Here is a 13,618-nt window from a genome sequence, read left to right as displayed (position 1 = left end):
CAGCCTATTCGGAGGCAGGCTTGCTGCGCCAGACTTGATTTAGGACAAGCAGATCGCGGCTGGTCATGCGGCGTTTACGCCGCCCGCAGCCCCGCCAAAAACGTATCCACGCTCTTCATCAGCGCCGACGCATGCTGCCCAAGCTCGCCTGAGGCAACCATGACATTGCCGGCCAGCGCGCGCGACTGGTCCGCGGCCTGGCTTGCGCCGGCGACGTTGGCCGAGACGTCGGTGGTGCCGGTGGACGCCTGCTGCACGCTGCGGGCGATCTCCCGCGTCGCCGAGCCCTGTTCCTCGACAGCGGCGGCGATCGTGGTGGCGATGCCGCTGATCTCGCGGATGGTGCCGCTGATGTCGGAGATCGCGGTGACGCAATTGCCGGTCGCCGCCTGGATCGCATTGACCTGGGTCGCGATCTCGTCGGTCGCTTTCGCGGTCTGGCTCGCCAGCTCCTTCACCTCGGAGGCGACCACGGCAAAGCCGCGGCCGGCTTCGCCGGCGCGGGCCGCCTCGATGGTGGCGTTCAGCGCCAGCAGATTGGTCTGGCTTGCGATCTCGCTGATCAGGCGCAGCACATCGCCGATCCGCTCGGCGGAGGCCGCAAGGCTCGTGACCATCTCCGTCGTCTCGGTGGCCTTGACCACCGCGCCGCTGGCGACCTGGCTGGAATGGGTGACCTGGCGGCCGATCTCGGTGACGGAGGAGGCGAGCTCTTCGGTCGCAGCCGCGACCGCATTGACGCTGGTCGAGGCTTCTTCCGACGCGGTCGCTGCGGCAGAAGCGCGTTGCGAGGTGCCGTTGACGCTGGAGGTGATTTCGCCGGCGACATGCTGCATGCCCTCGGTCGCCTTGGCGACCGCTGCGACCACGCCCTTGACGTCGGCCTCGAAGCGATCGGCCATCTGGCGCTGCAGCGCCTGCTTCTCGACCGCGGCCCTGGCCTTGTCGGCCTCCTGCGCCTCGCGCATCGCGACCGATTCCAGCATGTTGCCGCGGAATACATCGACGGCCTTGGCCATGGTACCGAGCTCGTCGGCCCGCTCGCTGCCGGGAATGGTGACGCTGGTGTCGCCGCTCGACAGCTTGTTCATGACCCCAGTGATCGCGGTGAGCGGCCGCGACAATCCGCGCCCGAGCAGGAACGCCAGCAGGATAGCGGCTGCGAGGATCGCGACTGTGCCGAGGATCAGATTGCGTTCGGAGGCGGCGAAAGCGGCCTCGTATGCGGTCGTGTCCTTGATGATTTCGAGCACGCCGACCGGCTGGCCTGCGTAGTTCTTGATCGGCCCGGCATAGACCTCGGCCGGGTGGCCGTCGAGCTCGGCCTCGCGCAGCAGCGGCGCGCCGTTGATCACGGCTCTCAGCTCGTCCGGCTTGGCGACGGCGTTCTCGCCGAAGGTCGACGACAGCTTGTTCAGCGACGCGCCGTCGACGGAATAGACCGCAAGGTCGATGCCAAAACGCTTCTTGGCGCGGTCGACGAATTCCTTGCCGAAGGCGGCGCCGATATCGACGTTGGCGATATTCTTGCCGTCGCGCACGATCGGCGTCATGCCGAAGATGCCGAGCGCCTCGCGGCCCGGCTCGACGCCGACGATCTGCCGGCCGGTCTTGAGCGCCTCGACCACGGTGGCGCGGCGACCGGAGACATCGTCGCCGAAAGTCTTGGGCGTGTGGACGCGGAAGAACGAGATCGCCGGCGGCAGCTGGAAGGTGATCAGCGGGATGCCCTGCGCCTTCAGCGCCTTGTTGGCGTCGCCAAGCAGCGCAAGCAGGCTGTCGCGGTCGCCCTTGACGATGGCGTCGCCGACCGGCGGCAGAGCCGCGATCACGGCGGAGACCGCCAGGGCTGAACGTCCCTCATAGTCGATCGCTGCAATGACGCTCTCATATTGCAGCTTGAGCTGCTGATCGAGCGCCATCCGGGTCAGCGCACGTTGCTGGCTGATCGAGAAACCGGAGAGGATGGCGCAGGCCACCGCAACGGTGAGCGCGATGGTGAGAATCAGGCGGGCCGCAATCGACTTGAGCATGAACATCGGAAATTCCCGGGCATTCCAAAGATTGATCTTGGTTTTCCCGGAACGGTCCCAGAAATTGCTTAACAACAAGGCCGGCATGGCCCCCGTGTTTCAACGGATTCGCACCCCCGCTTTTGCATGACTCAATGCGGTAAGCGCATGGAGTGATTGGCCATTCGCCGTGGGCAGAGACAAAGCGCCGCAGCTTCGCGTGCAAGACTAGCGGTTTTCGGCAAGGATCATCTTGCCGACGTCCTCGTAATGCGTGTCGCGCGCCTGGATCTGCTGGGTGATCGCATGCATGTCACGGAACCGTCGCTCGAACGGATTGCTGCGGAACACGGCGGTCGCGCCGGCCATGTGATAGGCGGTGTCGACCACTTTTGCTGACTGCTGAATGGTCCAGGTCGCTGCGAGGCGAACGGCGCTGCGATGCGCCGGGCTGAACGTGCCGGTCGCCGAGAGGTCGCGCCACATCGCATTGGCCGTCGCATAGAGATAGGCGCGCGCGGCGCGCAAATCCGCCTCGGTGCGGCCGATCAGGCCCTGGACCGCCTGATTGTCGCGCATTGCGCTTGCCGCCAATGACTGGTGCTTGGCGCGCGCCAGTGCGATTCCCGCATCCAGCGTTGCGCGCGCGACGCCGAGGGAGACTGCGGCAAAGCCGAGACTGAAGGTCGAGCCGGTCGGAAGCCGGTAGAGCGGGCCGGGCTCGCGCAAGGCGCTCGGCACGTCGCGGAAGGCGGCGAAGCGATCGGGAATGAAGAGGTCTTTCACCTCGTAGGAATCGGTGCCGGTGCCGGCGAGCCCGATCGCCTGCCAGACGTCGTGCATCACGGCGCTTGCGAGCGGGAACAGGATGGTGCGCATCTCCGGCGCGCCATCGGCAGTCTTCCGGGGCGTGCCGTCGGCAGTGACGATGCGGACATGCGCCCCTAACCAGCTCGCCTGCCGCGAGCCAGAGGCAAAATCCCAGCACGCGGTGACGCGGTAGCCGCCCTCGACCGCGCGGGCCTCATGCGCCACCGCGCCCCAGGCGAGAATGCCGGGCGCGGTGTTGAAGATCTCGTGCGCAGTGTCGTGGTCGAGGCTGGCTGCGATCATCGCGCAGACGCTGCATTGGCCGAGGCACCAGGCCGTGGACGCATCGGCCTTCGCGATCTCCTCCAGCATCTGCATGAAGATCTCGGGCGGCGCTTCCGACCCGCCGAGGCTCTGCGGCAGCAGCGCGCGATAGAGCCCGTTCTCGATCAGCGCGTCGACGACAGAAGGCGTCAGCCGCCGCGTCCGCTCGATCTCGCCTGCCTCACCCGCAATCAGCGGCACGATGGCCCGCGCCCGCTCGACGAGATCGTTTCCGACAGTTGCGTCCATGTCCGCGTTTCCTCGCTCATTCTGGCGTGAGCGGTGAATTGCGATGGTGGTCTATTTGATGGGGACGATCAAGGTGGAGGGTTGGCTTGTCGCTCAATTGGAATAAATGCTACGTTGTGTAGCATTTATTTGCCTGAGAGGCACGCGATGAAGAAGCAAATTCGCAGCGCTGCGGCGCCGCCCGGGCTGCGGCTCGAAGTTGCGCCGATGAGCGACATCATCGATGCCCTGGCGGCTGGGCAGGTCACCGCAACGGCGCTCGCAAAAGCCTATCTCGCGCGCATTGCGGCTTACGACAGCGACGGGCCGATGCTGAACTCCGTCCGCGCGCTCAATCCCGACGCGCTGGCGATCGCTGGCAAGCTCGACGGCACCAAGCCGTCGGCCAAGCGCCCGCTGGCCGGCCTGCCGATCCTGCTGAAGGACAACATCGCGACCTCCGACAAGCAGCCGACGACGGCGGGCTCGCTGGCGCTGGAAGGTGCGCGCGCCAGGCGTGACGCCACCGTCGTCAAGCTGCTGCGGAAGGCCGGCGCGGTGATCCTCGGCAAGGCGAATTTGACCGAGTTCGCCAACATCCTCGCGATCGAGATGCCCGCGGGCTATTCCTCGCTGGGCGGTCAGGTGAGAAATCCCTATGCGCCGGCGCTGATGGGCGATCACGACATCCCGCTCGTGGCACCAGGCGGCTCGAGCGCGGGGTCGGCGGTCGCTGTGGCGGCCGGCCTGTGCGCGGCGTCGATCGGCACCGAGACGTCCGGCTCGCTGTTGTACCCCGCCAGCCAGAACGGGCTCGTTACGGTGAAGCCAACCGTCGGCTTGATCAGCCGCGCCGGCATCGTGCCGATCGCGCACAGCCAGGACACCGCAGGCCCGATGACGCGCACCGTGCGCGACGCGGCGATGCTTCTGAACGTGCTGGCGGCCCAGGATCCGCTCGATCCCGCGACAAAGCGGCAGCGACGGCCGGCCGACTACACCGCGGGCCTCTCGCGCGATGCGATGAAGGGCGCGCGCATCGGTGTACCGAGCGACCCGACTGATCCGCTGAACGATCGCTACTACGGCAAGCTGCCACCCGGATGGGCCAAGGTGATGAGCGAGGCGATCAAGGTGCTCGAGGATCTCGGCGCCGTCATCGTGCGCGCCAATATGCCGACGCGTGGCTGGCTCGGCGGGCCGGGCACCGGCATGGCCGTGCTCAACCGCAATCCGCTGAGCGAGAACAAGGGCAATCCAACGGGGTCGCCGATCGTGTTTCTCTACGAGCTGAAATACGGTCTCAATCTCTATTTGAAGGATTGGGCTACCAATACCGACATCAAGACCATGGCCGATATCATCGCCTTCAACGCGGCGAACGCAGAGAAGGCGATGCGCTTTGGCCAGGACCTGTTTCTCGCCGCCGACCTCACCAAAGGCGACTTAAGCGAGCGCGAGTACAAATCGGCGCGCGCCATGGATTTGCTCTCCGCCAGGACGCGCGGCATGGACGCCTACATGAACCAGCACAAGCTCGACGCGGTGCTGTTTCCCGGCAGCAGCGGCTGCGTGATCTCGGCGAAGGCCGGCTATCCCAGCGTCATGGTGCCCGCAGGCTTCGTCTCCGGGGCCGGCGACAAGGACACGCCGGACTATCCGCTCGGTATCACCTTCGCGGGCCGCGCCTGGAGCGAGCACAAGCTCTTGCGTCTCGCCTATGCCTATGAGCAGGCCTCGAACATGCGCAAAGCCCCGCCCGGCCTGCCGGCCGCGCTTCAGGCGGTGAATTGATCGCGCATCAGACTTGCGCTTCCGGGCTGCTCTGACCCAGCCTCGGCTCCGTCCCCGCCAGCAGCCGTTGAATGTTGGCGCGGTGGCGGATGATCACGTAGAGGCCGCCTGCGACCACCAGCAGCCGATAGGGCAACGGATGCGCGAAGCCGCAGACGAGGATGATGGCCGTCACTGCCGCGAGCATCGAGCTCAGCGAAACGATCCGGCCGATCGCCAGCGCGGCGCCGAACATCGCTGCCGTGCCCAGTCCCACCGGCCACGACATCGCCAGCAGCACGCCGAGCCCGGTCGCAGCCGATTTGCCGCCCGTAAAGTTCAACCAGATCGAGCGGCCGTGTCCCAGCAGCGCGGCAATGCCGGCGAGGCACACCGCCCATGGCACCCAGATCTGCAGATCTGACACGGCCGGCGGCGATGAGGATAGCGCCGCGTAAAGCCAGGGACAAAACCAGCGCGCAACGAAGATCGCAGCCACGCCCTTCAGCACATCGGCGATGAGCACCACCAGCGCAGGCCATTTGCCGAGAGTCCGCAACACATTCGTGGCGCCGGTGGACCTGGAGCCGTGTTCGCGAATGTCGATGCCGCGAAGCAGCTTCCCCGCCAGATAGCCCGAGGGAATCGAGCCGAGCAGATAGGCGATCACCAACCCAACCGCGCCTGCAATCCAGAGAGCCATCGTTTTGTTTCCAACGGGTTTTGTGTCCAGTGTCTCGCAAACGCTGTTCTATCGACGACTTGGCGTGACCGCCATGGGCCGGTCCCTTGGAACCATCTTCCCGCTGTAGTAGAAGGTGCCCCGGGGCTCGGGTGAAACATTTATGCGTATGGCGCTCAGGATATTCGGCATTGTCGTCGGCATTCTAGCGTTGGCGATATTGGGGTTCGGCGGTTGGATCGTCATCGCCCGCCAGGATGTATTGCAGCTCGTCTCTGCCGCTGCGGCGAAGACCGTCTGCTGGAATGTCTTCATGGCTGGGCGCGACCCGGACGCAATCGTGCAGGCCGATTTGGTGGCCGTTGAGCATCCAATCTTCCGCTGGGTGAAGATCGACGTCAACGCCGCCGATCACCGCGTCGATGCAGGCCTTTTCGGATTCATTGCGGAACGTCACGCGCGATATATCGAGGGCCGGGGCTGCACCAACGTCCTGAACGACCAGTCCTGGAAGCGCCCCGCCGCGCAGCAACTCCCGCCCAGGGCAAATGCGGATGCGCTGTGGCCAACCGGCGAGAAGGTGGAATTGTCCGAGGACACACGCTTGCAGGCGGCGGTGAACGATCCGGCTTTGCAAGGCCCGGGCATGCGCGCCATCGTCGTCGTCCACGACGGGCGTATCGTCGCTGAAGCCTATGGCCGGGGTTTTAGCGCTGCAACGACCCTGCAGGGCTGGTCGATGACCAAGAGCGTCACCGCGGCCCTGGTCGGCATGGCGATCAAGGATGGCAAGATTTCGCTCGATCAAAAGCATCTGTTTCCGCAATGGGCGGGGGATGCCCGCGCGGAGATTTCGATCGCCGATCTGATGGCCATGACCGGCGGACTGAAATGGAGCGAAGATCAGGGGCGCATCACCGATCCCGGGCGCATGGAATATCTGGTGAGGGATACAGCAGCTTTCGCACGGGACCTCCCGCTGGACGCTCCGCCGGGTACGCGATTCAACTATTCCAGCGCTGAGTCCGTCTTGCTGACGCGGCTTTGGCAGGACGCGGTTGGCGAGATGGCTCCGTCTTACCCGCGTGAGCGGCTGTTCAATCCGTTGGGCATGACCAGCGCCGTTCTCGAGGCCGACGAGGCCGGCACGTTTCGCGGCGAAGGCTTCCTTTTTGCCACCGCGCACGATTGGGCGCGGTTCGGTGAATTCCTGCGATTGGGCGGAAAATGGAACGGCGAGCAGCTTCTGCCGCCGGGCTTCGTCGACTATATGCGCTCACCATCGCCGGTGTCCGATGAGGGCCACGGCCCCGTCTACGGTCGCGGCCAGATTTGGCTGGCCAAGGGCCAGGGCTTCGATCTCCCCGCCGATACCTTCATGATGCAAGGACATCTCCGCCAGGTGATCGCCATCATCCCCTCGCGCAAGCTGGTGATTTTGCGGATGGGGTTGACGCGCGAGGATATCGGCTTCAGCAACGCCAAACTGCTGCGCGCCATCGTGGCCGCGGGCTTTTAAGGTTTGCGCTCGATCGCGAGTTGATCGCGCAGAAAGCTCACGATGCTCGCGTTGAGCTCTAGATGAAACGCGGTTCTGTCGAAGCCCGGCGGATCAGCACACAATCGCGGCAACTCGGCCAAGAATTTCGGCGTGCAGGGCGCCAGGAACGCGAAGTGACCGGCTGGGACGACATGAACCGTCGGCTTGCCCGGCAGGCTGCTTGCCGTCAGCACCACATCTTTGGGATCGACACCGCCGCCTCCCGATTGCGATCGCCAGATCAGCAGCGGAATTCGAACGCCGGCCAGTCGCTCCGGCGAGAACATGAAGTTCAGCGCCGTGTCGGCGAGAACCGCGGCGCGAATGCGCGGGTCGTGCGGCGGCTCGGGCGGAATGTTGCCGTTGCGAAACTGTTCGCACCCCAGCGAATTGTTGCTCTCGGTGCAGAACGGCGCGATCTTCTGAAAGTCCGGGTTGGCGCCCGCCAAAATCAATCCCGTATAGGCCCCGGCGGAAAAACCAAAGAAGCCGATCTTTTCGGGGTCGATCACCGCGCGATCGCGCCAGTCGTTCAACACGAAGTTCAGCAGCCGGATCGTATCGGTCGGGCGTGCAGTGATGGTGAACAGGCTTTCGCTCTGCGAACGGTCGGCGCCGTTGTCGCCGCGATAATTGATGGCGGCGACGACAAAGCCGGCATCGGCGAGAGCCTGCGCGGTATCGTCATGCCCGCCAAACCAGCCGCCGCGGCCGTGCGCGACGATGACGAGCGGCAGCTTGCTCCCGGAGACGGGGCAATCTTTCACGCCTTGCAAGGTGTCGATGAAATTCAACGTCAGCCTGCCGAGCGACACTGCTTGCGGCTCCCCCGCACAAGGGTACCAGATCGCGCCCGCCAAAGTCGGGTCGGTGTCCAGAAGCTGAATGCCCGCCGCTTGCGCGGACGAGGTCAGGCAAAAGAGCAAGGCGAGGCAAAACCAATAGTGCCGGCGCATCGATGCCGCTCCAAAAAAATTTGGCGTTGACCTAGTGGAGCAACATGGCCGGACTGTGTTGCATTCAGGCGTGTGCCTGAAATGAAGGCTCTTTCAAAACCTGCAACGCCGCAAAACGGTCACACACTGAACGGCATCCTTGGGTTGCTCGTCGCGGGCAATGGTGGGGGAGAGCCTGACATGCGGACGTGGATCGCCGTCGTTGCAGCCGTGTGTGCCGTCGCCTTAAGTCCCATCGGAGCTCCCCTTGCGTTCGGGGCCGAGCCTGCATCCGGTTGCGGCATTCCTCAGGAGATCCATGACGGATGGGCGATGAGCTCGCCGGACAAGCAGGGGCTGAACGCGGCGCTGCTCTGCGCGATGGACGAGGGCATCCGCGGCGGCAAGCTCGCCAATGTCGACGACATCGTCGTCATCAGGCACGGCGTGCTCGTCTACGAGAGCTACTACGATTATCCGCATCAGCTCAATTACGACGCGAGCACGCGGCACAACGGTTATTCCATGACCAAGAGCGTGGTCTCGCTGCTGGTCGGCATCGCCATGGATCGCGGCCTGATCAGGGATCTGGATGCGCCGATCGTGTCGTATCTCCCCGATTATGCGGGGTTGCGTGCATCCGACAAGGATCGGATCACGCTGCGCCATCTCCTGACGATGTCGGCGGGATTGGGCTTCGAGAGGGTACCCGGCGTTTCCTTCCAGTACAACAATGCGGAAACGGAGCTGATCGGCGCCATCTTGAAGAAGGTCACCGGAAAGGGCGTCGATGTGCTGGCTCAGGAGAACATTTTTGCACCGCTCGGCATCGAGGATGCTGCCTGGTACAGGACTCCGGTCAGCGGCCTCCCAACGTCGGCGAGTGGCCTGAGCCTCCGCCCGCGCGATTGGGCGAAGATCGGCCAGCTCGTCCTCAACCATGGCGCCTGGGACGGCAGGCAGATCATTCCGGCGTCCTGGGTGGATCAATCGACGGCCGAGCAAATCAAGACGGACAAGCCAGCGCTCACCTATGGCTATCAGTGGTGGGTGGGGCATTCGCCGGACAAGGACAGCACCGTTCAATGGGCCGCCGCGCTCGGCTTCAATTCACAGAAGACCATCATCATCCCCGCGCTCGACATGGTCGTCGTCTTCAACGCGGGGCGAGAATCCAAGAACATGGTCGCGCCCGAGCTCGACCTGCTGGATCGCTATATCCTGCCGGCGACGTCGCGGGACTGATCGAGGCATTGGCGGCAATGCGTCAGGCCTCCCGCCCGCTTATGCAAAGCATGCATAATCATATTTTGACCTGACATTGGATTTTCGCCGGTCGGGCCGGCACCTTCCCGGAAGGCTCAATTCCTCCGTTGGAACGCGATATGCCCGGCAGTGACCAAGCAGAACATCTAACCGACACGGCAGCTCCAGCGCTGTCGCGACGCCGCCTGATGTCGCTGGCGGCAACCACTACAGGCGCGATCGGCTCGGCCATGATAAATTTGCCTGCTCTCGCGGAGGAGAAGATGACCGTGGACGCCGACCGGATCGAAAAATTGTTGCCTGGCTTTCGTCGCAGCCGCATCAAGACTGATGGCGCGGAGATCAATACGTTCGTGAAGGGCGAGGGCGCGCCGCTCCTGCTGCTCCATGGCCATCCGCAGACGGTGGTGTGCTGGCACAAGGTTGCGCCAAAGCTTGCCGAGCGGTTCACGGTCGTGCTGACGGATCTGCGGGGCTACGGCGATTCCAGCAAGCCCGACGGCGGAAAGGACAGCGTCAACTATTCCAAGCGCGAGATGGCACGCGACCAGGTCGAGGTGATGCGTTCGCTCGGCTTCGAGCGCTTCCTTGCGGCCGGTCACGACCGCGGCGGACGCGTCCTCCACCGCTTGCTGCTGGATCATCCCGCCGCCGTGACCAGGGCCGCACTGCTCGATATCGCGCCGACAGCGACGATGTATGCGAAGGTGACCAAGGATTTCGCCATGCGCTACATGTGGTGGTTCTTCCTGAGCCAGCCGGCGCCGCTGCCGGAAACCCTGATCGGCAACAATCTCGACTTCTATCTCCAGGCGCACATCAACAAGCAGAACAAGACGCCAGGCGCGATCGACCCGCTCGCTTTCGAGGAGTACCGCCGCTGCTATACGCGTGAGACGCTGCACGCGGTGTGCGAGGATTACCGGGCGGCCGCCGGCATCGACCTGGTCCACGACGCGGCGGATTCAGACAAGCGGATCGGTTGCCCCTTGCTCGTGCTCTGGGGCGAAAAAGGCGTCGTTGGATCGACCTACGACGTGCGTGCGACGTGGCGCGAAAAGGCCGTGGATGTCAGCGGCGAAAGCCTGCCTTGCGGACATTATCTGCCCGAAGAGGCGCCGGAGCTCGTGGTCGATAAGCTCAGGGACTTCTTCACCTGATCGCGGGTCGCGATCGGATCGGTTGATCATGCCCGACAATCTACTTGCGTCGCCATGACTCGACCAAGGCCGCGAGCCTGGCGTCGAGCGTCTCGTCAGCTTGCGCCAAATCTGCTTCATACCCGAACCAGTATTTGTCGATCAGCGCTCAAGTCAGATCCTGCATCGCCTTGACGATGCGCATGATGCCGGCGTCGATGCTTGCGACCTGCTTGTGCAGGCTCTCGATCGACGATTGCGTGTCCAATATCCCGACCACTGCCCCGCAGTCGGCGCACTGTAATACGGACACAGCGTGCTGTTCGCCGAGCGGCATGATGCGACCGCGCTCGAAAGCGTGCCCTTCGCACTTGAGGCATGTTGCCGCGGCCATCTGAAGCTCCCGGAAAAGCGGTCCCAGCTGGCGCTAAAGCCTGCGCGCGCCCTTTGGAGCGGATGATACGAACATCCAGGGCTTCTCTCCAACATTTTTTTTGCCTATTGACGGCCCGGGCGTGTCGGCATGGACCTGTCTCGTCCGTCCTTGGCCAGACACGTCCCGGACGTGCTGGACTGGACCCCGCACACGTGACGTGATGTCGTCATCCCGAGCCGTCAAGATTGAACTGGAGCAATACCCATGAGAATCACCGTCGAAACCAGCGTCGCCGCCCCCATCGATCAGGTCTGGCGTGCCTATACGACCCCCGCCGACATCGTGAAGTGGAACGCCGCATCGGACGACTGGCATACGACCAAGGCGACGGTCGATTTGCGCGAGGGCGGCGTGTTCTCGTCCCGCATGGAGGCCAAGGACGGCAGCATGGGCTTTGACTTCGCCGGCACCTACACGACGATCGTCGAGCACAAGCTGATCGAATATGCGTTCGGCGATCGCAAGGCCGAGGTCGAGTTCGTGCCCGGCCCGAAGGGCGTCGTCGTTCGCGTTGTCTTCGATGGCGAGGAGACGCACTCGGTCGAGCAGCAGAAAGGCGGCTGGCAGGCGATCCTCGACAGTTTTGCGCGATACGTCGAGGCGAAGCAGAAGACGTCGTAAGGGCGCGCCGGGCAACGGATGGAGGCGGGGCCGTATGCCGCTGTCGACGCGACGGCTCCTCCTCTGCCCATGGACAGACCCAGACAGGCTGCCGTTTGCGGAGATGCCTCAGGATGCAGGCTGGATTCAGTCGGGTCGCGGCGGCCCCGGCAACGATCTATTAATCGTGAGCGCGTGCCTCACGTGCGTTTTGAATGATTAGCGCTTAAGTTGTGATCGACGCTGTGGTCGAGAGTTTTGGTGCAAATCGCATGGAAGCCTACGATTGGGCTGTTGTCGTGTACTACGCATGGCCAATCATCTTGGTACCTGCGGGATGGTTCGTGTTAGGGCATTTTTGCCGGGAACGCACAGCCTCTGGGGTCCCGATGATTGAATTGCGGGAGCAACACCTCACCGAGACATATCGGATGAGCGCTACGATAGAGAGGATCGCTGCTGCTCTCGAGAAAAACCATCGGAACTGACCAAAGTTGCCTGGCCTAGGAGGTTGTGGATGACCGTGCGCGATATACTACTTGCCATGTACTCGTGGTGGCCGTTTATCCTGATGGTGGGTGGATCGATCTTGGCAATGCGTGTGATGCGCCAACGTACCCCGTCCGGCGCGACGATGATCGATCTGTACGAGCAGCAGATTGCCGAAACGCGCCGAACGAACGCCGGATTGGAGCGGATCGCTGCGGCTCTCGAGCTCGGGATTGGCAGGGACGACCCTCAGGTCGATAGAGGCGGCGAAATCGCTTGAATGCGCATGATCGCCAGACCACCTCGCTGATGCGGCAGTGAAGCATCCCAATCCAAGGAAGCATCGATCCATTCGACTGCTCCACTGGAGTCCGGATCGTGCGGGTATTGCATGGACGCTGGTGCTGGCAATCATCGCTGTCACCATCTTCGCGGCCGTTGTGGTTTATTACCCTTTCCTGCCACAGCGGAACGCCAATGCGGGCTTTGGACCCGACTGGGATTGCATACCTCACCCCAGCAGCGAACCCACTTGCATCAAGAAGATCGGCCGATAAAGGAGCCGCCCGCAAACTTCTGCTTCAGGTCAAAACGCGAAGATGAGCTTCTGAGATTGAGGACATCGGTCGGCGATTTCATCGCTCGGATAGACACTGTGCTTCAGGACGACATTACAAAGATCATCCCGGTCTCGATGGCATGAAAGACTGACTGTTAACGTGCGCTCTGGGGCCGACCCCAGACCTGCCGAACATTTCGGCCGGCTCAGCAACCCCGGCAAATTCCGCTGATCTTGCGGTCGACACTGGCATCTTCCTGGTCGAGGAAATCCAGCGGTCCCGTGATCGTTGCGGGCAGGTCGGCTACGCGAGGCTGGCGATGGCCGATCGGCGCCGTCCAGGGCTTTGTGGTCGTTTCCTTCCCGGCCACCGACGGATGGAAGGATTGCGCCGATACGGCGCCGATCGTCGAGACGAGTGCGAGCGCAACCAACAGCTTCGAGGTGATCATGAATGCCTCCGAATGGCTTCCACGCGAGACGCGCGGTTCTGACATTCAGATTGGCATCGAAGACCGGCTATTCCCATCGTCGCGGAGGCGTGATGCCACCGTGACCTGCAGTCCGGAAACACGCCGCGCCAGGTCGGTGCTTTGCGGCGATCAGCATGTTGATTCAGATCAATGGCAATCCCACGTCTCGACATCAACTGCCGAAATGCCACTGCTGCCTCGCGGGGAATTATTTGAGTCCGTCGGCGGATCGGCGAAGCCGGAAAACGCGAGCCGCGAGAATCGGAGGATGCGATGCGTTTCTCTTCGGTCCTGTGTCTTCTGATTGCTCTGTGTGCATCGGCGACCGTCTCCGCAGCGTCTCACTCACATC

General features: G+C 63.4%; 12 protein-coding genes. 6 read left to right on the top strand and 6 right to left on the bottom strand.

The genetic code is table 11. The annotated features are described in order from the left end of the window. Positions 1 to 74 precede the first annotated feature (74 nt). Together ACLFLU_RS40005 and ACLFLU_RS40000 are read right to left on the bottom strand one after the other, a co-directional pair. Positions 75 to 2,039, bottom strand: coding sequence for a methyl-accepting chemotaxis protein (locus ACLFLU_RS40005; RefSeq protein WP_426410112.1), 1,965 nt, complete (start codon positions 2,037 to 2,039; stop codon positions 75 to 77). Positions 2,040 to 2,240: 201 nt separating this feature from the next. Then, on the bottom strand, positions 2,241 to 3,395 hold the full coding sequence (locus ACLFLU_RS40000; RefSeq protein ID WP_426410111.1) for an acyl-CoA dehydrogenase family protein: 1,155 nt from the start codon (positions 3,393 to 3,395) through the stop codon (positions 2,241 to 2,243). Positions 3,396 to 3,542: 147 nt separating this feature from the next. On the opposite strand from ACLFLU_RS40000, the gene ACLFLU_RS39995 reads away from it, so the two are divergent. Beyond that, positions 3,543 to 5,168, top strand: a complete 1,626-nt coding sequence (locus tag ACLFLU_RS39995) for an amidase family protein (RefSeq protein ID WP_426410110.1) — start codon at positions 3,543 to 3,545, stop codon at positions 5,166 to 5,168. A 7-nt stretch (positions 5,169 to 5,175) separates the two neighbouring features. On the opposite strand, the gene plsY is transcribed toward ACLFLU_RS39995, so the two are convergent. After that, positions 5,176 to 5,850 carry a glycerol-3-phosphate 1-O-acyltransferase PlsY gene (plsY, locus tag ACLFLU_RS39990; RefSeq protein ID WP_426410109.1) on the bottom strand — a complete coding sequence of 225 codons (675 nt, stop codon included), beginning with the start codon at positions 5,848 to 5,850 and terminating at the stop codon, positions 5,176 to 5,178. Positions 5,851 to 5,992: 142 nt separating this feature from the next. On the opposite strand from plsY, the gene ACLFLU_RS39985 reads away from it, so the two are divergent. Beyond that, the gene (locus tag ACLFLU_RS39985) at positions 5,993 to 7,348 is read left to right on the top strand and encodes a serine hydrolase domain-containing protein (RefSeq protein ID WP_426410108.1); all 1,356 of its coding nucleotides are present in this window, start codon (positions 5,993 to 5,995) and stop codon (positions 7,346 to 7,348) included. Here ACLFLU_RS39985 and ACLFLU_RS39980 read toward each other — a convergent pair. Continuing rightward, entirely contained in the window at positions 7,345 to 8,325 is a 981-nt protein-coding gene (locus ACLFLU_RS39980) for an alpha/beta hydrolase family protein (protein WP_426410107.1), read from the bottom strand. The two genes, ACLFLU_RS39985 and ACLFLU_RS39980, sit on opposite strands and share 4 nt — an antisense overlap. Before the next feature lie 180 nt (positions 8,326 to 8,505). On the opposite strand from ACLFLU_RS39980, the gene ACLFLU_RS39975 reads away from it, so the two are divergent. Beyond that, complete coding sequence (locus tag ACLFLU_RS39975; RefSeq protein ID WP_426410106.1) at positions 8,506 to 9,549, top strand: serine hydrolase domain-containing protein; 1,044 nt, start codon at positions 8,506 to 8,508, stop codon at positions 9,547 to 9,549. Between the two features lie 284 nt (positions 9,550 to 9,833). Then, positions 9,834 to 10,730: an alpha/beta fold hydrolase gene (locus tag ACLFLU_RS39970; RefSeq protein WP_426410105.1), complete on the top strand. Its 897-nt coding sequence runs from the start codon at positions 9,834 to 9,836 to the stop codon at positions 10,728 to 10,730. A 148-nt stretch (positions 10,731 to 10,878) separates the two neighbouring features. Here the strand turns inward: ACLFLU_RS39970 and ACLFLU_RS39965 are convergent, their stop codons facing one another. After that, a complete protein-coding gene (locus tag ACLFLU_RS39965; RefSeq protein ID WP_426410104.1) occupies positions 10,879 to 11,103 on the bottom strand; it encodes a hypothetical protein in 225 nt (74 codons plus the stop codon). Positions 11,104 to 11,349: 246 nt separating this feature from the next. On the opposite strand from ACLFLU_RS39965, the gene ACLFLU_RS39960 reads away from it, so the two are divergent. Beyond that, a complete protein-coding gene (locus ACLFLU_RS39960) occupies positions 11,350 to 11,766 on the top strand; it encodes an SRPBCC family protein (RefSeq protein WP_426410103.1) in 417 nt (138 codons plus the stop codon). Positions 11,767 to 12,262: 496 nt separating this feature from the next. Further along, positions 12,263 to 12,514, top strand: a complete 252-nt coding sequence (locus tag ACLFLU_RS39955) for a hypothetical protein (protein WP_426410102.1) — start codon at positions 12,263 to 12,265, stop codon at positions 12,512 to 12,514. Between the two features lie 485 nt (positions 12,515 to 12,999). Here the strand turns inward: ACLFLU_RS39955 and ACLFLU_RS39950 are convergent, their stop codons facing one another. Further along, entirely contained in the window at positions 13,000 to 13,245 is a 246-nt protein-coding gene (locus tag ACLFLU_RS39950; RefSeq protein WP_426410101.1) for a hypothetical protein, read from the bottom strand. Between the last annotated feature and the right edge of the window lie 373 nt (positions 13,246 to 13,618).

Source organism: Bradyrhizobium ganzhouense (assembly GCF_049949285.1).
GTDB classification, from domain to species: Bacteria; Pseudomonadota; Alphaproteobacteria; order Rhizobiales; family Xanthobacteraceae; genus Bradyrhizobium; species Bradyrhizobium ganzhouense.
The sequence above is the reverse complement of the archived record's forward strand: the minus strand, read 5'-3'. Positions and strand labels throughout refer to the sequence as shown.